Source organism: Cupriavidus basilensis OR16, from assembly GCF_000243095.1.
In the GTDB taxonomy this organism is placed as follows: Bacteria; Pseudomonadota; Gammaproteobacteria; order Burkholderiales; family Burkholderiaceae; genus Cupriavidus; species Cupriavidus basilensis_D.
Genome location: NZ_AHJE01000042.1, coordinates 62,402 through 81,621 on the forward strand (window position 1 = coordinate 62,402; position 19,220 = coordinate 81,621).

The following is a 19,220-nucleotide window of genomic DNA, read 5'->3' on the forward strand; positions in this document are numbered from 1 at the left end:
ACCGCGTGCGCCATGCGCCACACCCTTGGCCGGAGAGATGCAGGCATTATGACACCAGCCCCACCCGCCCCTCGCGCGGCGGGCCCGCAGGCTTCAGGCCCGGGCGTGGAACACCGCGAACCAGCCGCGCGGATCCGTCCACCAGACCGGATCGTCGAAGCCTGCAGCCTCGAGCAAGGCTGCGAAATCGTCCGGGCGGTACTTGTACGAGTCCTCGGTGTGAATCTGCTCGCCCGCGCGGAAGCCGCGGCTGCCTTGCGCCCAGTGCACGGTGACATCGCGCTCGGCCTGCAGATGCATCTGGATACGGGAACCCTCGCGGTCGAAGCTGGCCGCATGACGCCAGTCTTCAAGCTGGAAGTCACTGCCCACGATGCGGTTGAGGTTGCGCAGCACATTGCGGTTGAAGGCGGCGGTCACGCCCAGCGCGTCGTCATACGCTGCCACCAACGCCTGCTCGTCCTTGAGCAGGTCCACGCCGATCAGCACGCCATCTCCCCTGCCCGCCGCGGCCCGCAGCCGCTCCAGCAAAGCCTGCGCCTGGACTGGCGCGAAATTGCCGATGCTCGAGCCCGGATAGAAAAACAGCCGGCGGCCGCTCCTGACCTCGGGCGGCAGCTCGAGCGGCACGCACAGGTCGGCGCCCAGGCCAAGCATGGGAATCTGCGGGTGCTGCTGCTGCAGGCAGAACAGCGTGCCGCGCAGGAACTCCACCGAAATATCGAGCGCCACGTATTGCGCTGGCTGCAGGTTGCCGAAGAGCCGCGGGCTTTCTGGCAATTGCCCGCACCGAGGTCGATCAATACGCAACCACTGCCGGCGCGCGCGGCCATGGCGGGAGCAAATGCGGAGAAGACCGAAGCCTCGGTGCGCGTGGGGTAGTACTCGGGCAGGTCGGTGATGGCCTCGAACAGTCGCGAGCCGAGCACGTCGTAGAAGAATTTGGGGCTGATGCTGGCGGCGCCGGCCAGCAGGCCGCGGGTGATCTCGCCACGCAGCGCGCCGCTGTCCTCGTGGTACTGCTGGATGAAATCCAGCCGGGGCACCGGGTGCGGCAGTCCATGGCCGTTGGTAACAACGACCGTACTGGCCGGGCTGGCGCCGGGTGTCAGGGCGGAGGTGCCGTTGTGATTGAGTTGGGTGTGGTTGAGGCGTGCGTTCAGTGGGTTCAACGGGGTCGGGACTGCCGGCATGACGTTTCCTTGATGGTCGATGGGCACTGCATAAAACCCCCAGGGGCCCGCACGTCACGGCATGCGCGGGGCTCGCACGGGATCCGCCTCCGGTGACGTCTGGGGCGCATCAGCCGATGCAAGTCTTCTCAGGATAGCTGGCTAGCGCGGAGTGCGCTTGCCGCACCGCACAAAAACCTCGACGCGGTTGATCGTAAAAAGTGCGCCTTATTCAACAACATTCAACAGCATTCAACAACAGCTTGCCGCCGCAACGTCTCCACAAAAAATACGCGGCATCGTTTATAATCCGCCACAGCGTATCTGCTCCGGGCTAGCCCGGATTGGATCGCCCCTCAAAGGGGAGTAGCTCCGGGGCCATGCCCTTAGCACAATCGTCATTCCGGGACTGACCGTCTCCGGTTGTGCTGACCGCGCCAAGCATCAACGGCGGTCGAGCAAGACCTTTGCAACCTGGTTTCATGGTTTGCAAAGGCGCCCCCAAGCACCCACACATCATGTCTCCAGGCCAAACCGGCGCATACGCCCGGCTTTTAGCTATTCGTTGTCCGAGGAGATTTCATGGAATGGTTTACCGATTTGTTCACGATGCAGTTCCTGACGGCACTGCTATCCATCGTCGTCATTGACCTGGTACTGGCCGGCGACAATGCGATCGTGATTGCACTGGCGGCGCGCAACCTGCCGCCCCACCTGCAGAAAAAGGCCATCATCTGGGGGACCGTCGGCGCGGTCGTGGTCCGTTCGGCCATGACGGTCGGCGTGGTGTGGCTGCTGAAGATTCCCGGCCTGCTGCTGATCGGCGGCGCGGCCCTGGTGTGGATCGCCTACAAGCTGCTGTCCGATGACGGCAATGGCGACGAACATGGCGCGGGCGCGACCACCCTGGTGGGCGCGATGAAGACCATCATCATTGCCGACGCGGTGATGGGCGTGGACAACGTGCTGGCTGTGGCCGGCGCGGCACACGGCAGCTTCCTGCTGGTGGTGCTGGGCCTGCTCATCAGCATCCCCATCGTGGTGTGGGGCTCGAGCCTGGTGCTCAAGCTGATGTCGCGCTTCCCCTCGATCATCTTCGTGGGCGCCGGCGTGCTGGCCTTCACGGCAGTCAAGATGATCGTCAGCGAGCCGCTGGTGAAGGCGTTCTTCAACGCCAACGCGCTGGCTTACTACGGCCTGTTCGTGCTGGTCGTCGGCGGGGTGCTGGGTGGTGGCTACCTGGCGCAGAAGCGCCGGGCTCCGGCTACGGCCGCGCAGTAATGCGCGACGGCGCCAGCGCCGGGGGCTAGCTGGAACCTGAAAGCGGGTCGCCGAGAGGCGGCCCGTTTTGCTTTGCGATAAAATGCTTACCCTTTGGCAAGCCGCGCATTCCCGGGCAGATTGCCGCCATACGCGCACACCGCTGTCGCGTCACTTTTCCCCAACACCCGAGCCGATGAAACAGTACCTCGACTTCATGCGCCATGTGCAAGAGCATGGCACCGAAAAGGCCGACCGCACCGGCACCGGCACGCGCTCGGTGTTCGGCTACCAGATGCGCTTTGACCTGCGCGAAGGCTTCCCGGTGGTGACCACCAAGAAGCTGCACATGAAGTCGATCATTCACGAGCTCCTGTGGTTCCTGAAGGGCTCGACCAACATCCAGTACCTGAAGGACAACGGCGTCAGCATCTGGGATGAATGGGCCGACGCAAATGGCGAGCTCGGGCCGGTCTACGGCTCGCAATGGCGCGCGTGGCCGACGCCGGACGGCCGCCACATCGACCAGATCAGCGAGCTGATGGCGCAGATCCGCGCCAATCCGGATTCGCGCCGGCTGATCGTCTCGGCCTGGAACGTGGGCGAGATTGCGCAGATGAAGCTGCCGCCTTGCCATGCCTTCTTCCAGTTCTACGTAGCCGACGGCCGCCTGTCGTGCCAGTTGTACCAGCGCAGCGCCGATATCTTCCTGGGCGTGCCGTTCAATATCGCCAGCTACGCACTGCTGACGCACATGATTGCGCAGCAGACCGGGCTGGACGTGGGCGATTTCATCTGGACCGGCGGCGACTGCCACATCTACAGCAACCATGCCGAGCAGGTGGCAACCCAGCTCGCGCGCGCGCCGATGGCATTGCCGCAACTGAAGATCCTGCGCAAGCCGGATAGCATCTTCGACTACAAGTACGAGGACTTCGAACTGGTGGGCTACGAATCGCATCCGGCCATCAAGGCACCGGTGGCCGTATGACGCTGCTGACCCTGATCGTGGCGAAGGCCCGCAATGGCGTGATCGGCCGCGACAACGCCCTGCCCTGGCGCCTGCCCGAGGACCTGGCGCACTTCAAGCGCATCACCATGGGCGCGCCCATCGTGATGGGCCGCAAGACGTGGGAATCGATCGGCCGGCCGCTGCCGGGCCGGCGCAATATCGTGGTGAGCCGCAACCGCGACCTGCGCATCGAAGGCTGCGACGTGGCGAACTCGCTCGAAGACGCGCAGCGCCTATGCGTGGGCGTCGAGCAGATCTTCCTGATCGGCGGCGCGCAGCTGTATGCCGAGGCCCTGCCCAGCGCGGACCGGCTGGTAGTGACGGAAATCGATGCGGATGTGCAAGGCGATGCGGTGTTTCCGGCCATCGATCCGCAGCAGTGGATCGCGACGGAGCGCGAGCGGCATCATTCGGAGGCGAACGGTTTCGACTATGCGTTCGTCACGTACGAGCGCCCGCCCTCGGGCGAGGAATAACGGTCGTTTCAAACGCAGAGTTTCAAACGACTCTGGACTCTGGCGCTTTACGCGCGGCAGCCTGTCTTCAGGCCGCCGCTGTCGTCTTAGTTGCCGCCGGCGATGGTCATTTGCTCGATCAGGACCGAGCCGGTTTCCTTGGTGCCGCGCACCAGCGAATCGGCACCAATGGCCACGATCTGCTGGAACATTTCCTTCATGTTGCCCGCGATGGTGATCTCTTCCACCGGGTACTGGATCACACCGTTCTCGACCCAGTAGCCCGACGCGCCGCGCGAGTAATCGCCCGTCACGTAGTTCACGCCCTGCCCCATCAGTTCGGTCACCAGCAGGCCGGTGCCCAGTTTGCGCAGCATGCCGGCGAAGTCGTCGTCCGGCGTGGTCAGCTTGCTGGAGAGCGTCAGGTTGTGCGAGCCGCCGGCATTGCCGGTGGTCTTCATGCCCAGCTTGCGCGCCGAGTACGTGGAGAGGAAATAGCCTTCCACCACGCCACCGCGCACCACATCGCGCGCGTGAGTCTTCACCCCTTCTTCGTCGAAGGGCGCGCTGCCCATGGCGCCCGGCAGGTGGGGCTGCTCGTGGATATGGATGTGCGGCGCAAACACCGCCTTGCCAAGGGTGTCGTAGAGGAAGGTCGACTTGCGATACAGCGCGCCGCCGGACACGGCCTGCACGAAGGCGCCAAGCAGGCCGGCGGCCAGAGGTGCCTCAAACAGCACCGGGCAACGGCGCGTCGACAACTGGCGCGCATTCAGGCGGGCCAGCGAGCGCTCGGCGGCGTACCGGCCGATGTCCTCGGGCGCGGCCAGTGCGCCGGGTGCGCGCTTGGACGAATACCAGTCGTCGCGCTGCATGCCGCTGCCGGTGCCAGCGATCGGGGCGCACGAAATAAAGTGGCGGGAATACGGGTAGCCGCCGGTGAAACCGCGCGAAGTGGCCAGCACAAACTGCGAATGCTGGGCCGAGACGCTGGCGCCGTCGCTGTTGCGGATGCGCGGTGAGACGGCGAAGGCCGCGGCCTCGGAGCGGCGCGCGAGTTCGATGGCCTGCTCGGCATCGATATTCCAGGGGTGGAACAGGTGAAGGTCTTGCGGGTCGCGCTCGAGCAACGCCTCTTCGGCCAGGCCGGCGCAATCGTCTTCCGCGGTGAAGCGGGCGATGTTGTAGGCGGCCTCGGCCGTGGCGCGCAGCGCCGCCGGCGAGAAATCCGAGGTGCTGGCGTTGCCGCGCCGCTGGCCGATCATGACCGTGACGCCCACTACCTTGTCGCGGTTTTGCTCGATGGTTTCCACCTGGCCCTTGCGCACCGACACCGACAGGCCGCTGCCCTCGGAGATCTCGGTGGCCGCATCGGTGGCGCCCAGCTCGCGTGCCACCCGCAGCACATCGGCGGCCATCTCGCTCAGCTGGGCCTGGGTATAAGTGAAATGGGCGGTCTGGTCTGCGGATTGATCCATTGTGGGCGCGGTCATCAAAAGTCCAAACAAGAATCATAGCAAGATAAAATGCCAACCATGACGCGAAACACCCGCCCCTCCCCCCGGAACGCTTCCGGCTTCCCCGACCCGTTCACCCCTGAACCGGCCGACGACGACGACATGCTCAAGAGCAAGTCGCAGAAAAAGCGCGATATGCTCGCCCTGCAAGACCTGGGCGTGGAACTCGAAGCCCTGCCCAAGGACCGCCTGGCGCGCGTGCCCATGCCTGAAGCACTGGCCGACGCCATCCGCGACGCGCGGCGCATCACCAACCACGAAGGCAAGCGCCGCCAGATGCAGTACGTGGGCAAGGTCATGCGCAGGCTCGACGATGACGAAGTGGCCGCCATCCAGCGCGTGTTGGAAGGCTTCAAGGGCACCAGCAAGGCCGAGACGGCTAAGCTGCACCTGGTCGAACGCTGGCGCGAACTGCTGCTGGCGGACGACGCCGCACTGACGAAGTTCCTGGCCGAGCACCCGGCCAGCGACGTCCAGGCGCTGCGCAACATCATCCGCAACGCGCGCAAAGAGCACGAGATGAGCAAGCCGCCGCGCTACTTCCGCGAGCTGTTCCAGGCCATCAAGACCGCGCTGGAAGGCAAGCAGGCCGCAACCGCCGACGAGCAGGAACCCGAGCCGGAAGCCGGCGAATAACCAGCCGCCAACATACCGACCACCAAGGAACTGGGGACAAGATGACGCAAACCACAACGCCCGCGCTGGTCCATCCCGTTGCCCGCAGGCACCCGGACGAACTGCTGGTTGGCTTCGTCTCGATCTCCGACCGCGCCTCGGCCGGCACCTACCAGGACGAGGGCATCCCGGCGCTGCGCGACTGGTTCGGGCGCGCCCTGAGCTCGCCCTGGCAGGCCGTGGAGCGCCTCGTCCCCGACGAGCAGGCGCTGATCTCGCGCACGCTGATCGAACTGGTCGACGTGGCCGGCTGCGACCTGGTGCTGACCACCGGCGGCACCGGCCCGGCGCGCCGCGACGTCACGCCCGAGGCCACGCTGGCGGTGGGCACCAAGGAAATGCCTGGCTTTGGCGAGCAGATGCGCCAGGTCAGCCTGCACTTCGTGCCCACGGCCATCCTGTCGCGGCAGGTGGCGGTGATCCGCGAGACCGCCAGCCGCGCCGCCCTCATCATCAACCTGCCGGGCCAGCCGCGCGCCATCCGTGAAACCTTGGAAGGCCTGCGTGGCGAGGACGGCAAATCCATCGTGCAAGGCATCTTTGCCGCGGTGCCCTATTGCATCGACCTGATCGGCGGCCCTTACATCGACACTGACGAAACCGTAGCCAAGGTGTGGCGCCCGAAGCACGCGATCCGCGCCAAGCCCGCCGCGTGAGCCTCTGGGGGCAGCAACGCTATCGCAGCCCCAGATACAGCCCCACCGGCACGAACACCACGGCAGCCACGTTGCCCAGCAGCACGATTGACGCCACCTGGTCCGGCTCCTGCCGGAAATGATCGGCCACCAGGAAGTTGAGCACGGCCGGCGGCAACGACGCAAACACAAACAGCAGCCCGCGCTGGAGCTGGGTCAGCGGCACCAGTTGCGCCAGCAGCAAGGCGCAGGCGATACCGGTCAGCGGACAGGCCACGGCGCCAATCGCGCCCATGCCCCAGTTGCGCAAGCTCACGTCCTTCATGCGCACGCCAAGCGCAAACAGCATCAGGGGCACGGTGGCGTCGCCCAGCAGCTTGATCGACTGGAACACCGGCTCCGGCAGCGAGAACCACGGCCGCGCCAGCGACAAACCCACCCCCGCTACCGTGGCCAGCACCATCGGATTGCGCGCGATCTGCGTGATCGACGCGTGCCGGTTGACGATCTTCATGCCGATGGTGAAGTGCATCAGGTTGGACGCGGCAAACAGCGCCACCGCGGGCGCCAGCCCGACCGGCCCGAATGCGAACACCGATAGCGGCAAGCCCATGTTGCCGCAGTTGTTGAACATCATGGGCGGCACGAAGGTGCGCGGATCCGCCCCCAGCAGCCGTGCGCCAAGCCAGGCCAACAGCCCCGAGCCCAGCACCACGGCGACCGCGCAACCCAGCAGCACGAGCTGGTCGGCCAGCACGAATTCCTTGCTGACGAAGGCCGACACCACCAGCAGCGGCGCGATCACATCGAGCGTGGCGCGGTTGATCCCGGACATGTCGGGATGCGCGCGGCGCCCGTAGAGCCAGCCGACCAGGATGATCAGGATGACCGGCGTGATGATCGAGACGATGCGCGCGAGCATGGGTGGGCTGCAGTTAAGCCAAGGCGCCCCGCAGGGCGCCTTGGCAGTGACATGGGAGGAGAAAAAATCAGGCGGCCGGGGTATCCGGCGTTGCGCTCGTCTCGGCCGCGGGCGCTGCCGCCGGTGCCGGTGCCGACTGGCGGATGAAGTGGGTGCGGTAGTAGCGCAGCTCTTCCACGGACTCCAGGATATCGGCCAGCGCAGTGTGCAGCTGGCGCTTGATGAAGCCCTTGTGGATGGCCGGCTCCCAGCGCTTGCACAGCTCCTTGAGCGTGGAGACGTCGAGGTTGCGATAGTGGAAGAACGCCTCCAGCTTGGGCATGTAGCGCGCCATGAAGCGGCGGTCCTGGCAGATCGAGTTGCCACACATGGGCGACTTGCCGGCCGGCACCCAGCGCTTGAGGAAGGCCAGCAGTTCGACCTCGGCCTGGGCTTCGGTCAGGGTCGAGGCCTTGACCTTGTCGATCAGCCCCGAACGGCCGTGGGTGCCCTTGTTCCAGTTGTCCATGCCATCGAGTACGGCGTCTTCCTGGTGGATCACCAGCACCGGGCCCTCGGCCAGGATGTTGAGCTCGGAGTCGGTCACGACGATGGCGATCTCGATGATCCGGTCCGTGTCGGGCATCAGGCCGGTCATCTCCATGTCCAGCCAGATCAGGTTGTTTTCGCTCTTGACGGATTTGACGCCGCTGGGGACGTGGGTATTTTGGCTGGTCATCTGGACTGCAATCGAAAGAGAAGCAAAAGGAGGCGCAGCCGCGCCCCCGATCAGGAACACGGGGCTGCGGGCACGAACAACTTATAATTCTCGCATATCCGCCGCCGCAGCCGGGGCCGACGCGGCCCGAAACCCGCTTTGGCGGCCCGGCCGCCCCCGTGTACGCGACGGCTCCACACCACAAGGCTCTGCCCGATGTTTACGTTTCTGTTCCTAGCCGCCCTGATGCTGATGGTGCTGACCAAGCTCTGGCTGGCTGCCCGCCAGGTGCGCCATGTGGCGCAACACCGTCATGCGGTCCCGGCCCGCTTCGCCGACACCATTACGCTGTCCTCCCACCAGAAGGCGGCCGACTACACCATCGCCCGCACCCGGCTGTCAATGCTGGAAGTGCTGGCCGGCGCCGCGCTGCTGATCGTGCTGACCATGATGGGCGGGCTGCAGTGGATCAACCAGTTCTGGATCGACACCTTCGGTCCGGGCTACGCCTACAGCGTGGCGCTGATCGCCAGCGTGGCCGTGATCGGTGGCCTGGTCGACCTGCCCTTCTCGCTCTACGGGCAATTCGGCATCGAGCAGCGCTTCGGCTTCAACCGCATGAGCTGGAAGCTGTACCTGGCCGATATGCTTAAGATGACCGCCGTCGGCTGCGCGCTTGGGCTGCCCTTGCTGCTGGCTGTGCTGTGGCTCATGGCCCATATGGGCGAGTACTGGTGGGCCTGGGCGTGGCTGACGTGGATCGCCTTCACGATCTTCGTGCAGACGATCGCACCGTCGGTGATCATGCCGCTGTTCAACCGCTTCGAGCCGCTGGCCAATGCCTCGCTGGAAGCCCGCATCACGCGCCTGCTGCAAAAATGCGGCTTCCGCAGCCGCGGCCTGTTCGTCATGGACGGCAGCAAGCGCAGCGCGCACGGTAATGCCTACTTCACCGGTTTCGGCGCGGCCAAGCGCATCGTCTTTTTCGACACGCTGATGGAGCGCCTTGCCGACGACGAGATCGAAGCAGTGCTGGCGCACGAGCTTGGACACTTCAAGCGACGCCACATCCTGAAGGGCATGCTGGTCAGCTTCGCGCTGAGCCTGGTGTTTCTCGCCGCGCTGGGCTGGCTCGCCAGCCGCACGTGGTTCTACACCGGCCTGGGCGTGCTGCCCAACCTCGGCACCACCAACCACGCGCTCGCCCTCGTGCTGTTCTTCCTGACCTTGCCTGTGTTTACCTTCCTGCTCGGCCCCCTGGCCAGCCAGACCTCGCGCCGCCATGAGTTCGAGGCGGACGCCTTTGCCGCCGGCCAGACCGATGCGGGGCATCTGGTCTCGGCGCTCGTCAAGCTCTACAAGGACAATGCCTCTACTTTGACCCCCGACCCGATCTACAGCGCCTTCTACTACTCGCACCCACCAGCGGCACAGCGGATCGACCGCCTGCTGGCGCACGCATGAGCCGCGCCGCCAGCCGGGGAGGCCCGCAGCGCGCCGCAAGCCCTGCCAAAGCCAATGCCAATGGCGCCGCCGCCGAAGAAGCGCTGATCGTTGCCGCGCACGGCCGCCACTACGTGATCGAGCTGGACGACGGCAGCCGCCTGCACGGCTTCCCGCGCGGCAAGCGCAGCGAATGCGCGGTGGGCGACCGCGTCACCATCGAGCGCGCCGCGTCCGACCAGTGCGTGATCACCGGTTTCAAGCCGCGCAAGAACCTGCTGCACCGCTCGGACCAGTTCAAGTCCAAGCTGCTGGCCGCCAATATCGATCAGGTGGTGATCGTGCTGGCGACCGAGCCTGGCTTCTCGGAAGACCTGCTGGGCCGCGCGCTGGTGTCCGCCGAGGCACTGGGAATCCGCCCGCTGATCATCCTCAACAAGATCGACCTGACCGAGCGGCTGGAAGAAGCGCGCGGCCGGCTCGAGCTATATCGCGGGCTAGGCTACGAAACGCTGTTCCTGTCGGTGCACGGATCGCCGGACGATACGCTGGCGCAGCTGCGCCCGCAGCTGGCACACCGCGCCAGTATCCTGATCGGCCAGTCGGGCATGGGCAAGTCGTCGCTGCTGAACCTGCTGATCCCGGGCGTGGAAGCGCAGACGCGGGAAATCTCCGCCAAGCTGGATTCGGGCAAGCACACCACCACCTTCACCCGCCTCTACCACCTGCCCGCGAGCGTCGATGGCGACGAGGCTGACGTGGGGGACAACGTGGATCCGCAAGCACGCCAGCGCGGCTGCCTGATCGATTCGCCTGGCTTCCAGGAGTTCGGCCTGCACCACTTGAGCGAAGGCATGCTGGAGCGCGCGTTTCCCGAATTCCGCCCGCGCCTGACCGAGTGCCGGTTCTACAACTGCCACCACATCAACGAGCCGGGCTGCGGCGTGCTGGCCTCGATGAACGCCGGCGAGATCTCGGGACGGCGCCACCAGCTCTACACGCAACTGCTGCACGAATCGCGCCAGCAAAAGCCGTGGTAAGGTAATCGGGCACGCCGCATGCGGGCATGCGGCGTGCCCGAGCCCGATGAAACTACTGCTATCGACCCCTTCTCTCGTCCATGCGGCGCATTGCCAGAACGTGCTGGAGGCCGCCGGCATCCGCGCCGACCTGCGCAATACCTGGCTGGCTGGGGCGATGGGCGACATCCCGTTTCGCGAGAGCGCGCCCCAGGTCTGGCTGATCGACGACGAACGGGAAACCGAGGCCTGGGAGGTACTGCGCGCCGCCGCCAATCCGGCGCCGGGGCCGCGCTGGGTGTGCTTGTCCTGCGGGGAATGGCACGAGGCCCAGTTCGGCTCGTGCTGGCAATGCGGCGCGCCGCGGCAACCCTGAAGCAAAACGCCCGCGCAAAGCGGGCGTCGGCAGGACAAGCGGAGGGAGGCTCAGCCCACCCAGAGCGCCAGCGACAGCATCGCCAGCAGCAGCATCCACAACACCACGGCACGCCACACCAGGCCGATGGCCGATTGCAGCGTACGCACGTTTGGTTCCATGCCGAATTCCGGCGCGGCCGCCTCGGGCTCGCTATCGTCTTCCATGCCCGGCGCATAGTCCACTGCCGGGCCGGCCAGGCTGGTGCGCAACACCACGGTAGAGCTTTCCTCCGCCAGCGGCACGCCCAGGCGCACGCCTAGCGCGCCGCCGCCGCTGGCAAGCAGGATGCCGTTGACGGCATCGTTCCACTTGCGCGCATGGTTGCGCCACGCATACACCGCGTCCTCGAAATTGCCGACGATGGCAAAGCCGACGGCGGTCAGCCGCGAGGGGATCCAGTCCAGCAGGTAGAAGGCCCGCGCGGCAAAGCGGCCCAGCGCCGGGCTGCGCTCCGTGGAGGCCATATTCCAATGGCGCGCAAGGTACTCGGCAGTGCGGTACAACACCACGCCGCCCGGGCCGATCGGTACCAGGAACCAGAAGAACACGCCAAACACATGCCGGTGCACCGCCACGATGGCGGCTTCCAGCGTATGCCGGACGATCTCGGTGACGGGCATTTCGATGGTCTCAAGACCGGTCCACTCGTGCAGCAGCGCGCGGGCGCGCGGCAGGTCGTCGCGGTTGAGCGCTTCGTGGATATCGGTGAAGAAATGGCTGAACTGCCGGAAACCCAGGGTCAGGTAGAGTAGCAGGACATTCCACGCCAGCGTGAGCGCCACGCTGATGGAGGCCAGCAGGTAGTGCACCACCATGGCGGTCAGCGTCAGCGGCAGCACCACCGTGAACCAGGCCAGCGCAGTGTCGCGCGGGCGCCCGGTGTCAAAGGCATGCTCGGCGCGCTCGGCAAGAACGCGCACGATGTCGTAGATCGGATTGTTGCGGCCCAGGGCGCGGAACTGCTCGGCGATCAGCGCGAGGAGAACGGATACAAATGTCATCTCTGGTCTGGGTGTCGATGGCCAGGGCGCATCAGGCGGCGCGTGTGCCGGGCTGAGCGCTTATCTATAGCGAGACGATAGCATACGGCAAACCCGCCCAGACAAAGCACCGCAGCCCGCCGGCAAAGCGGGCGGGCTGCGGGCTGCCGGAGCAACGCCTCAGGGCAGGTCAAACACCAGCACTTCGGCACCATCGCCGTTGGTCAGGGTCACGGCCTCGGCGCCTTCCAGCTGTGCGGCGTCGCCCGCTTCCAGCGCCTTGCCATTGACGGTGATACGGCCACGCGCCACGTGTACATAGGCCTTGCGCTTGGGCGCCAGTGCCAGCGTGGCGGACTCGTCGCCGTCAAACAAACCGGCAAACAGGCGCATGTCCTGATGGATCACCACCGAGCCGTCGGCGCCGTCCCGGCTGCCCACCAGGCGCAGCCGGCCGCGCTTGTCGGCCACCGGGAAGTGCTTTTCCTCGTAGCCAGGTTCGAGGTCGGCCTTCTCCGGCAGGATCCAGATCTGCAGGAAGTGCGTGGTGTCATGCGCGGCGTGGTTGTACTCCGAGTGGCGCACGCCGGTGCCCGCGCTCATGCGCTGCACGTCGCCGGGGCGGATCACGCTGCCGTTGCCGATGCTGTCCTTGTGGGCCAGCTCGCCTTCCAGCACATAGCTGATGATCTCCATGTCGCGGTGGCCATGGGTGCCAAACCCCATGCCCGGGGCGACACGGTCTTCATTGATGACGCGCAGCGGCCCGAACTGCACATGCTTGGGATCGTAATAGTCCGCGAAGGAAAACGTATGGTACGACTTGAGCCAGCCATGATCGGCATAACCACGTTCACCCGCCTTTCTGATTTCAATCATTTTGACGGCCCTCCTTCAGGCCACATCGGCATCAGAACCCGGTTTAAACCTAGTCCTGGCCTCGCGCTACGTTTCGATACTAGGCAGTTTAGGGTGGCAGGCGTATATTTGGCGGACCGATCTTAGAAGCATTCATTCAGAAATTCTGAACATGGCACTCTCTCTCGAATCCCTGGAAGTTCTGGACGCCATCGAGCGCAAGGGCAGCTTCGCCGCAGCTGCGCACGAGATGGGCAAAGTGCCCTCGGCACTCACTTATGTGGTGCGCAAGCTGGAGGAAGACCTGGACGTGCTGCTGTTCGACCGCCGCCGCCACCGCGCCGAGCTCACACCCGCGGGAAGGGCCTTGCTGGACGAGGGCCGCCACCTGCTGCACGCCGCCGACGACCTGGCCCGGCGCGTCAAGCGGCTGGCCACCGGCTGGGAGGCCACGCTGACCATCGTGGTCGACGACCTGATCAACTTCCGCGCCCTGCTGCCGGTCATCCAGGACTTCTACGCCGAGAACGATGCCACCCGCGTGCGCTTTGCCAAGGAACGCCGAGAACGATGCCACCCGCGTGCGCTTTGCCAAGGAAGTACTGGGCGGCGCCTGGGATGCGCTGGTCAGCAGCCGCGCTGACCTGGTGATCGGTGGCGCCTACGATGCGCCAAGCACCCAGGGCTTCCAGGTGCGCCCGCTGGGCACCATGCCCTTTGTCTTCGCGGTGGCCGCGCATCATCCGCTGGCGACCGAGCCCGGCCCCCTGACCACGCTGCAGATCGCCAAGCACCGCATCGTGGCCGTGGGCGATACCTCGCGCAACCTGCCGGCCCGCACCCATGGCGTGCTTGCCGGGCAGGACGTGCTGGTGGTGCCCACCATGCGCGACAAGCTCGAAGCCCAGATCCGCGGCCTGGGCTGCGGCTGGCTGCCGGCACCGATGGCACAGCCTTTTATCGAAAGCGGCGTGCTGCAAGCGCGCGAAACCCTGGAGGTGCGCGCACCGGGCAACTTCAAGGTAGCCTGGCGCACCAACACCCGCGGCAAGGCGCTGCAATGGTGGGCCAACAAGCTGGAAGACCCGCGCCTGGCGCAAGCCCTGCTCCAGCAGCAACCGGGCCAGCTTGACTAACCTCGCGACCGACACCTGTCCTGCTCTAGCCATGCCTATCCGCCCGAGCCTGCCGCCCGGCTACCGGGGCCGCTTCGCACCCTCCCCCACCGGCCCGCTGCATCTGGGCTCGCTGGTCACCGCGCTAGCCAGCTGGCTCGATGCGCGCGCCCACCTGGGCAGCTGGCTGGTGCGCATCGAGGACATCGACTATCCGCGCTGTGTGCGCGGCGCTGACCTGCAGATCCTGCATGCCCTTGCGCGCCTCGGCCTGCACCCGGACGAGCCGCCGCAATGGCAGAGCCGGCGCGAGGCGCTGTACGCCGAGGCGCTACGCCAGCTCGAGGCCGACCACCGGACTTATCCCTGCGGATGCTCGCGCAAGGAGATTGCCGACTCGCTGCTGCATGCGCGCGAGCGCCACCAGACGCTCGGCTATCCCGGCACCTGCCGCGACGGCCTGCACGGCAAGCTGCCCCGCGCGTGGCGGGTGCGGGTGCCGGACGGCGACGCCGCGCTGATCTGCTTTGACGACCGCTGGCAAGGACGCCGATGCCAGGATCTCGCGACTGAACTGGGCGACTTCGTGCTGCGCCGCGCCGATGGCTTGTGGGCCTATCAACTGGCGGTGGTGGTCGACGATGACCACCAGGGCATCACGCATATCGTGCGCGGCGCCGACCTGCTCGATTCCACGCCACGGCAGATCCACCTGCAGCATCTGCTGGGGCTGCCCACGCCGTCGTACCTGCACGTGCCGGTGGTGACCAACGCGCTGGGCGAAAAGCTCAGCAAGCAAAGCGGCGCGCAGGCCATCGACAATCTTGACCCGCTGGCGGCGCTGCGCGCGGCCGGCATGCACCTGGGACTGGCAAGCGCGGCGCAATCGGTGGAGAGCTGGCTGAGCGACGCCACGGCCGGCTGGGCGGCCTTGCTGGAACGCCTGCCTGTAGACGCGCAGCAGGATCTAGGCGCGGCTGGCTAAGGCGATACGTCCATGCGCTCAAGCGCAGCAGCAACAAAAAAAGGCGTCGGAGTGACGCCTTTCGTGTTTGCTGTGGCTGGACGATTCCCTACATTCGCTACGCGTCGCGCCAGTCCGTTCAGGACTTGCGCGGCACGCCGCCAAGCAGCGCCGCCAGCTGCCGCTTGGGCGCCGGACGGCCGCGGCCAAAGGCGGCGGCATTGGTGTCCATCACGTCGGGCTGCGCGGCAAGCGCCGCTGCGCTCGGCTCGTAAGGACGCGAGAAGAAGGAATCGTCGGACGGCCGGAACGCATTGCGCGAGCTGGCCGGATCGTTTCGGCGCGCACGCGGCTCCTCGCTGTCGCCATTGGCGCGCGGGCGGCGCACTTCGGTGCGGGCACGGCGGCGGTCGCTCTCTTCAGCGCGGGCGCCGGCGCCGGTGGGGTCGAAGCCGTCCAGCGGCGTACGCGGCAGGCTGCGCTTGAGCAGCTTCTCGATATCGACCAGCAGGCGCTCATCGGCCGGCACGTAGATCGACAGGGCATCGCCGCTGGCGCCGGCACGGCCGGTACGGCCGATGCGGTGAATGTAGTCTTCGGCGCTGAACGGCAGGTCGAAGTTGATCACGCAGGGCATGTCGGGAATGTCGAGGCCGCGCGCCGCCACGTCGGTGGCGACCAGCGCATCGATATTGCCTTGCTTGAAGCCATCCAGGGTCTGCATGCGCTCGGTCTGGGTCTTGTCACCGTGGATGGCGGCGGCGTTGATGCCCTCGCGCTCCAGGTGGCGCGCCAGGCGCGAGCAGCCGATCTTGCTGTTGACGAAGACGATGCATTGGCGCGACAGGCCTTCGGCGGCGCGCTTCTTCAGCAGGTGCACCACGGCGGCCTGCTTGTGGCCGTCTTCGACCTGGAACACGGTCTGGCGCACGTTCTCGTTGGCCGAGTTGCTGCGCGCCACTTCGATGGTGACCGGCTGGTGCAGGTAGCTGGCGGCCAGCCGCTTGATCTCGCTCGAGAAGGTGGCCGAGAACAGCAGCGTCTGGCGCTGCGCCGGCAGCAGGTTGATGATGCGCTGCAGGTCGGGCAGGAAACCCATGTCGAGCATGCGGTCGGCCTCGTCCAGCACCAGCATCTGCACTTGCGACAGGTTCACCGATTTTTGCTGCACGTGATCGAGCAGCCGGCCCGGGGTTGCCACCAGGATTTCCACGCCGCGGCGCAGGGCCTCGGTCTGCGGGTTCATGTCGACACCGCCGAACACCACCGTGCTGCGCAGGTCCGTGAAGCGCGCGTAGCGGGCCACGTTGTCGTAGACCTGGTCGGCCAGTTCGCGGGTGGGGGTGAGCATCAGGGCGCGCACCGGATGGCGGGCGGGCGAAGCGCTGGCGCTGGCCAGCGGCAGCAGGCGCTGGATGATCGGCAGCGCAAAGCCGGCGGTCTTGCCGGTGCCGGTCTGGGCCGCGCCCATCACGTCCTTGCCCTGCAGCACCACGGGAATCGCCTGCTCCTGGATGGGAGTGGGCTTGGTGTAGCCCTGCTCGGACAGCGCGCGCTGGATGCGAGCATCTAGCCCGAAGCTATCGAAGGTGATCTCGGGGGTGGTCTGGTCAGTGGTCGTAGTCGTCATGGTTTCCGTGTCTTGCAGGAGGCGAACCCGGCGCCAACGGACACGCGTCTTGAACCGAGCGGGGGCGATCTGCGCATGGATTTAAGGGCCGGCTGCCTGGGGCGCGCTGTGCTGCCGCATGCCACCGCAAACCGTCGTCTGTCCGTGCCTCTGCGGGCAATTCCGCCGCGAGATCAATAGCTCATGTAAATCAAAGACTTAGATTGTAGCATTAGCGGCCCATTTAAGGGTAGTGCGGGTGTGGCGGCTACGCCAGTTTCCACGCCGTGGATTTCAACTTCATGTCACCGGCCGTGTTGTCGTTAAGTCCCGGCACCTGGCCGCCGCCCTTCTCCGGCAAGCGCACCGGACCGCACACGTCATTTTTTGTTTTCAAACGTATACAAACGATGACGCGCGGCCTATGCTTGATTCCAGTGAGTCACTCCAGGCCAATCCCGATGCAAACCGTCTCCGTCCGAATCCCCGAAGAAGATCTCGCCTGGCTGGCCAGCATCCAGCTGCCCGGCGCCAGCAGCCCCAGTGACAAGATCCGCGCCCTGCTGGCCGACGCGCGCCGGCGCGCCAACGGCTCGTCCGACTACATCGGCTGCGTCTCGCTGCTACGCGAGCAAGTGCGCCCCCTGCTCGATGCCACGCAGGCTCTGGAGCACGATCACCAGCAGCATTCGGCCATCGTCCCGCTGCTGGCCATGCAGTTGCCCGAGCTGATGGCCAGCCTGATCGCCGGCGTGCCGTCAGGGGACCAGGCGCCGGCGCAAGCGCGCGACCTGGAGGCGCGCCTCACCGCCCGCGCCATGCGCATGCTGCTGGGCCTGTTGCGCCTGGGGGTCACCCAGCGCACGCCGGCCTACGACCCGGCCGTACTGGACGCCTACATCCCCGAAGTGTTAGAACTGGCAAAACTGATCCAGAGCGCTCGGCAAGCCACCTGAAACCCTGATTTTTTGTGTTGCGCCATCGCCGCCCAAGCGGCGCCTTATCGATGCACCGAGGAAACACACCATGACGACAGAAGGCCTGGGTAACCGTGTGAAACGACTGCTGACCGCCAATGTGCACGCGCTGGTCAGCTCGCTGGAGGCGCGCACGCCGCAAGCCGTGCTGGAGCAGTACCTGCGCGAGTTCGACGAGGTGATCGCGCAGGCGCGGGTCGGGCTCGGCCAGCACGAGGCGGCCAAGCACCAGGCCGCCAAGGCCATCGCGCGGCTCAACAACGAGATCGAGCGGCTCGACGAGCAGGTCACGGTGGCGCTGAACCAAGGCGACGACGCCGCGGCACGCGCGGGGACCGAGCGCCAGATCGACCTCGAGGACCAGCTCGGCACGCTCAACGGCAGCCTGCAGGAAGCCGTGGAGAAATCCGAGGCGACCGAAACCGACCTGCTTGGCCTGCGCGCCAAGCGCGCGGAGATGGAGCAGGCGCTGGCCGGCATGGTGGCCGCGCGCTCTGCCACCGAGCGCGGTGGCAGCGTTGGCGCCGCACCAGGAGCCAGCGCCGGCGTGCGTGCCGAACAACTCGAGCAAGGCTTCAACCGCGCCATGACCAGCGCCACGGGCGTGGCAGGGCTCGGCGCCGGCAACTCCAGCGCCGATGCCTCCTTGCTCAAGCGGCTGGAGACACTGCACAAGGAACAGCGCGTCAACGAACGCCTCGAGCGCCTGAAGGCCGGACGCGGCGCGGCGCGCTCCTGAGCGCCGCACGCCAAACACCGGCTCCGCCGCCCCCGACCGATTCAGCACGATAAGAAAGCCGAAATGAATCAGCTGTTATTGCCGGGCAATGCCCCGTTCGTGGTGGCGATTGGCCTGATGGTAGTCATCGGCGTGCTGGAGGCGCTGGCCCTGCTGCTTGGCTTCGGCCTGTCACAGCAGGCCGACAGCTTCCTGGTCACGCACTTCGCGCTGGACCACACCGACGCCAGCGCGGCCGATGCCGGCGCCATCGGCCAGTTCCTTGGCTGGCTGCATGTGGGGCGCGTGCCGCTGCTGATGCTGGTGGTGCTGTTCCTGACGGGCTTCGCCATTGCCGGCCTGCTCCTGCAGTGGGTGATGGCTGCCGTGGCCGGCCACCTGCTGCCCGTGCCAGTCGCGGTGGCGCTTGCCACGCTGGGCGCCCTGCCCTTCGTGCGGACCACTGGCGGCCTGGTGGGACGCTATTTTCCGCAGGACGAATCCTCCGCCATCTCCGAGCTCGACTTCGTCGGACGCGTTGCCCAGGTCACGGTTGGCGAGGCCTCCGCGGGCAATCCGGCGGAAGCGCGCCTGGTGGATGAATACGGCCAGGCCCACTACCTGCGTGTCGAGCCGGACGAGCCGGGCCAGCGTTTTCCGCGCGGCGAGACCGTACTGATCGTCGCGCGTACCTCCGGCACCTTGTATCGCGCCATCGTCAACCCGCGGCCTGACCTGCTGTAGGCCACACGCGGGCGCAAGGCGTCCGCGGTC

The 19,220-nt window shown here is 66.3% G+C and carries 18 protein-coding genes and 2 pseudogenes; 13 read left to right on the plus strand and 7 right to left on the minus strand.

The window, feature by feature from the left end; genetic code table 11:
• Positions 1–93: 93 nt before the first annotated feature.
• Positions 94–1,193, minus strand: a pseudogene (egtD, locus tag OR16_RS15730) (L-histidine N(alpha)-methyltransferase).
• A 561-nt stretch (positions 1,194–1,754) separates the two neighbouring features.
• Here egtD and OR16_RS15735 point away from each other — a divergent pair.
• The 3 genes from OR16_RS15735 to OR16_RS15745 all read left to right on the plus strand — a co-directional run bounded on the left by OR16_RS15735 (position 1,755) and on the right by OR16_RS15745 (position 3,920).
• Positions 1,755–2,453, plus strand: coding sequence for a TerC family protein (locus OR16_RS15735; RefSeq protein ID WP_006158940.1), 699 nt, complete (start codon positions 1,755–1,757; stop codon positions 2,451–2,453).
• A gap of 175 nt (positions 2,454–2,628) precedes the next feature.
• Positions 2,629–3,423 carry a thymidylate synthase gene (locus tag OR16_RS15740; RefSeq protein ID WP_006158941.1) on the plus strand — a complete coding sequence of 265 codons (795 nt, stop codon included), beginning with the start codon at positions 2,629–2,631 and terminating at the stop codon, positions 3,421–3,423.
• Positions 3,420–3,920, plus strand: a complete 501-nt coding sequence (locus tag OR16_RS15745) for a dihydrofolate reductase (protein ID WP_006158942.1) — start codon at positions 3,420–3,422, stop codon at positions 3,918–3,920. Before OR16_RS15740 ends, OR16_RS15745 begins: the two co-directional genes overlap by 4 nt.
• 86 nt (positions 3,921–4,006) lie before the next feature.
• Here OR16_RS15745 and pmbA read toward each other — a convergent pair whose 3' ends face one another.
• Positions 4,007–5,377: a metalloprotease PmbA gene (gene pmbA / locus OR16_RS15750; RefSeq protein WP_006158943.1), complete on the minus strand. Its 1,371-nt coding sequence runs from the start codon at positions 5,375–5,377 to the stop codon at positions 4,007–4,009.
• 57 nt (positions 5,378–5,434) lie between these two features.
• Between pmbA and yjgA the strand changes: the two genes are divergently transcribed.
• Positions 5,435–6,052 (plus strand): ribosome biogenesis factor YjgA, encoded by a 618-nt coding sequence (gene yjgA / locus OR16_RS15755; RefSeq protein ID WP_423739661.1) that lies wholly within the window; start codon positions 5,435–5,437, stop codon positions 6,050–6,052.
• Positions 6,053–6,093: 41 nt separating this feature from the next.
• Entirely contained in the window at positions 6,094–6,747 is a 654-nt protein-coding gene (mog, locus tag OR16_RS15760; protein WP_006158945.1) for a molybdopterin adenylyltransferase, read from the plus strand.
• A gap of 19 nt (positions 6,748–6,766) precedes the next feature.
• Here mog and OR16_RS15765 read toward each other — a convergent pair whose 3' ends face one another.
• A complete protein-coding gene (locus OR16_RS15765; protein ID WP_006158946.1) occupies positions 6,767–7,648 on the minus strand; it encodes an AEC family transporter in 882 nt (293 codons plus the stop codon).
• Positions 7,649–7,715: 67 nt separating this feature from the next.
• Entirely contained in the window at positions 7,716–8,366 is a 651-nt protein-coding gene (gene orn / locus OR16_RS15770) for an oligoribonuclease (protein WP_006158947.1), read from the minus strand.
• A 195-nt stretch (positions 8,367–8,561) separates the two neighbouring features.
• On the opposite strand from orn, the gene OR16_RS15775 reads away from it, so the two are divergent.
• The 3 genes from OR16_RS15775 to OR16_RS15785 are packed head-to-tail and all read left to right on the plus strand — an operon-like array spanning position 8,562 to position 11,183.
• Positions 8,562–9,809, plus strand: coding sequence for a M48 family metallopeptidase (locus OR16_RS15775; protein WP_006158948.1), 1,248 nt, complete (start codon positions 8,562–8,564; stop codon positions 9,807–9,809).
• On the plus strand, positions 9,806–10,828 hold the full coding sequence (gene rsgA / locus OR16_RS15780; protein WP_006158949.1) for a ribosome small subunit-dependent GTPase A: 1,023 nt from the start codon (positions 9,806–9,808) through the stop codon (positions 10,826–10,828). Before OR16_RS15775 ends, rsgA begins: the two co-directional genes overlap by 4 nt.
• Before the next feature lie 46 nt (positions 10,829–10,874).
• Positions 10,875–11,183 (plus strand): putative signal transducing protein, encoded by a 309-nt coding sequence (locus tag OR16_RS15785; RefSeq protein WP_043419930.1) that lies wholly within the window; start codon positions 10,875–10,877, stop codon positions 11,181–11,183.
• A 50-nt stretch (positions 11,184–11,233) separates the two neighbouring features.
• On the opposite strand, the gene OR16_RS15790 is transcribed toward OR16_RS15785, so the two are convergent.
• Positions 11,234–12,226: a CobD/CbiB family protein gene (locus OR16_RS15790; protein ID WP_006158951.1), complete on the minus strand. Its 993-nt coding sequence runs from the start codon at positions 12,224–12,226 to the stop codon at positions 11,234–11,236.
• A 159-nt stretch (positions 12,227–12,385) separates the two neighbouring features.
• Positions 12,386–13,084: a pirin family protein gene (locus OR16_RS15795; RefSeq protein WP_006158952.1), complete on the minus strand. Its 699-nt coding sequence runs from the start codon at positions 13,082–13,084 to the stop codon at positions 12,386–12,388.
• 76 nt (positions 13,085–13,160) lie between these two features.
• On the opposite strand from OR16_RS15795, the pseudogene OR16_RS15800 reads away from it, so the two are divergent.
• Positions 13,161–14,199: pseudogene (locus OR16_RS15800) on the plus strand (LysR family transcriptional regulator).
• A 31-nt stretch (positions 14,200–14,230) separates the two neighbouring features.
• Positions 14,231–15,163 (plus strand): tRNA glutamyl-Q(34) synthetase GluQRS, encoded by a 933-nt coding sequence (gene gluQRS / locus OR16_RS15805; protein ID WP_006158953.1) that lies wholly within the window; start codon positions 14,231–14,233, stop codon positions 15,161–15,163.
• 118 nt (positions 15,164–15,281) lie between these two features.
• On the opposite strand, the gene OR16_RS15810 is transcribed toward gluQRS, so the two are convergent.
• Positions 15,282–16,772 (minus strand): DEAD/DEAH box helicase, encoded by a 1,491-nt coding sequence (locus OR16_RS15810; RefSeq protein WP_006158954.1) that lies wholly within the window; start codon positions 16,770–16,772, stop codon positions 15,282–15,284.
• A 440-nt stretch (positions 16,773–17,212) separates the two neighbouring features.
• Here OR16_RS15810 and OR16_RS15815 point away from each other — a divergent pair, with 440 nt between their 5' ends.
• The 3 genes from OR16_RS15815 to OR16_RS15825 all read left to right on the plus strand — a co-directional run bounded on the left by OR16_RS15815 (position 17,213) and on the right by OR16_RS15825 (position 19,190).
• The gene (locus tag OR16_RS15815) at positions 17,213–17,707 is read left to right on the plus strand and encodes a hypothetical protein (protein WP_006158955.1); all 495 of its coding nucleotides are present in this window, start codon (positions 17,213–17,215) and stop codon (positions 17,705–17,707) included.
• A gap of 70 nt (positions 17,708–17,777) precedes the next feature.
• Positions 17,778–18,467 (plus strand): PspA/IM30 family protein, encoded by a 690-nt coding sequence (locus OR16_RS15820; RefSeq protein ID WP_006158956.1) that lies wholly within the window; start codon positions 17,778–17,780, stop codon positions 18,465–18,467.
• A gap of 63 nt (positions 18,468–18,530) precedes the next feature.
• Entirely contained in the window at positions 18,531–19,190 is a 660-nt protein-coding gene (locus tag OR16_RS15825) for a YqiJ family protein (RefSeq protein ID WP_006158957.1), read from the plus strand.
• Positions 19,191–19,220: the final 30 nt, after the last annotated feature.

Excerpts from the sequence above, each read along its gene's own strand:
- OR16_RS15820 (WP_006158956.1), top strand. The coding sequence starts at position 17,778 with ATGACGACAGAAGGCCTGGGTAACCGTGTGAAACGACTGCTGACCGCC.
- OR16_RS15785 (WP_043419930.1), top strand. The coding sequence starts at position 10,875 with ATGAAACTACTGCTATCGACCCCTTCTCTCGTCCATGCGGCGCATTGC.
- OR16_RS15765 (WP_006158946.1), bottom strand. The coding sequence starts at position 7,648 with ATGCTCGCGCGCATCGTCTCGATCATCACGCCGGTCATCCTGATCATC.
- mog (WP_006158945.1), top strand. The coding sequence starts at position 6,094 with ATGACGCAAACCACAACGCCCGCGCTGGTCCATCCCGTTGCCCGCAGG.
- OR16_RS15740 (WP_006158941.1), top strand. The coding sequence starts at position 2,629 with ATGAAACAGTACCTCGACTTCATGCGCCATGTGCAAGAGCATGGCACC.
- OR16_RS15790 (WP_006158951.1), bottom strand. The coding sequence starts at position 12,226 with ATGACATTTGTATCCGTTCTCCTCGCGCTGATCGCCGAGCAGTTCCGC.
- pmbA (WP_006158943.1), bottom strand. The coding sequence starts at position 5,377 with ATGGATCAATCCGCAGACCAGACCGCCCATTTCACTTATACCCAGGCC.
- OR16_RS15815 (WP_006158955.1), top strand. The coding sequence starts at position 17,213 with ATGCAAACCGTCTCCGTCCGAATCCCCGAAGAAGATCTCGCCTGGCTG.
- orn (WP_006158947.1), bottom strand. The coding sequence starts at position 8,366 with ATGACCAGCCAAAATACCCACGTCCCCAGCGGCGTCAAATCCGTCAAG.
- OR16_RS15775 (WP_006158948.1), top strand. The coding sequence starts at position 8,562 with ATGTTTACGTTTCTGTTCCTAGCCGCCCTGATGCTGATGGTGCTGACC.
- yjgA (WP_423739661.1), top strand. The coding sequence starts at position 5,435 with ATGACGCGAAACACCCGCCCCTCCCCCCGGAACGCTTCCGGCTTCCCC.
- OR16_RS15795 (WP_006158952.1), bottom strand. The coding sequence starts at position 13,084 with ATGATTGAAATCAGAAAGGCGGGTGAACGTGGTTATGCCGATCATGGC.
- OR16_RS15825 (WP_006158957.1), top strand. The coding sequence starts at position 18,531 with ATGAATCAGCTGTTATTGCCGGGCAATGCCCCGTTCGTGGTGGCGATT.
- OR16_RS15745 (WP_006158942.1), top strand. The coding sequence starts at position 3,420 with ATGACGCTGCTGACCCTGATCGTGGCGAAGGCCCGCAATGGCGTGATC.
- rsgA (WP_006158949.1), top strand. The coding sequence starts at position 9,806 with ATGAGCCGCGCCGCCAGCCGGGGAGGCCCGCAGCGCGCCGCAAGCCCT.
- OR16_RS15735 (WP_006158940.1), top strand. The coding sequence starts at position 1,755 with ATGGAATGGTTTACCGATTTGTTCACGATGCAGTTCCTGACGGCACTG.
- gluQRS (WP_006158953.1), top strand. The coding sequence starts at position 14,231 with ATGCCTATCCGCCCGAGCCTGCCGCCCGGCTACCGGGGCCGCTTCGCA.
- OR16_RS15810 (WP_006158954.1), bottom strand. The coding sequence starts at position 16,772 with ATGACGACTACGACCACTGACCAGACCACCCCCGAGATCACCTTCGAT.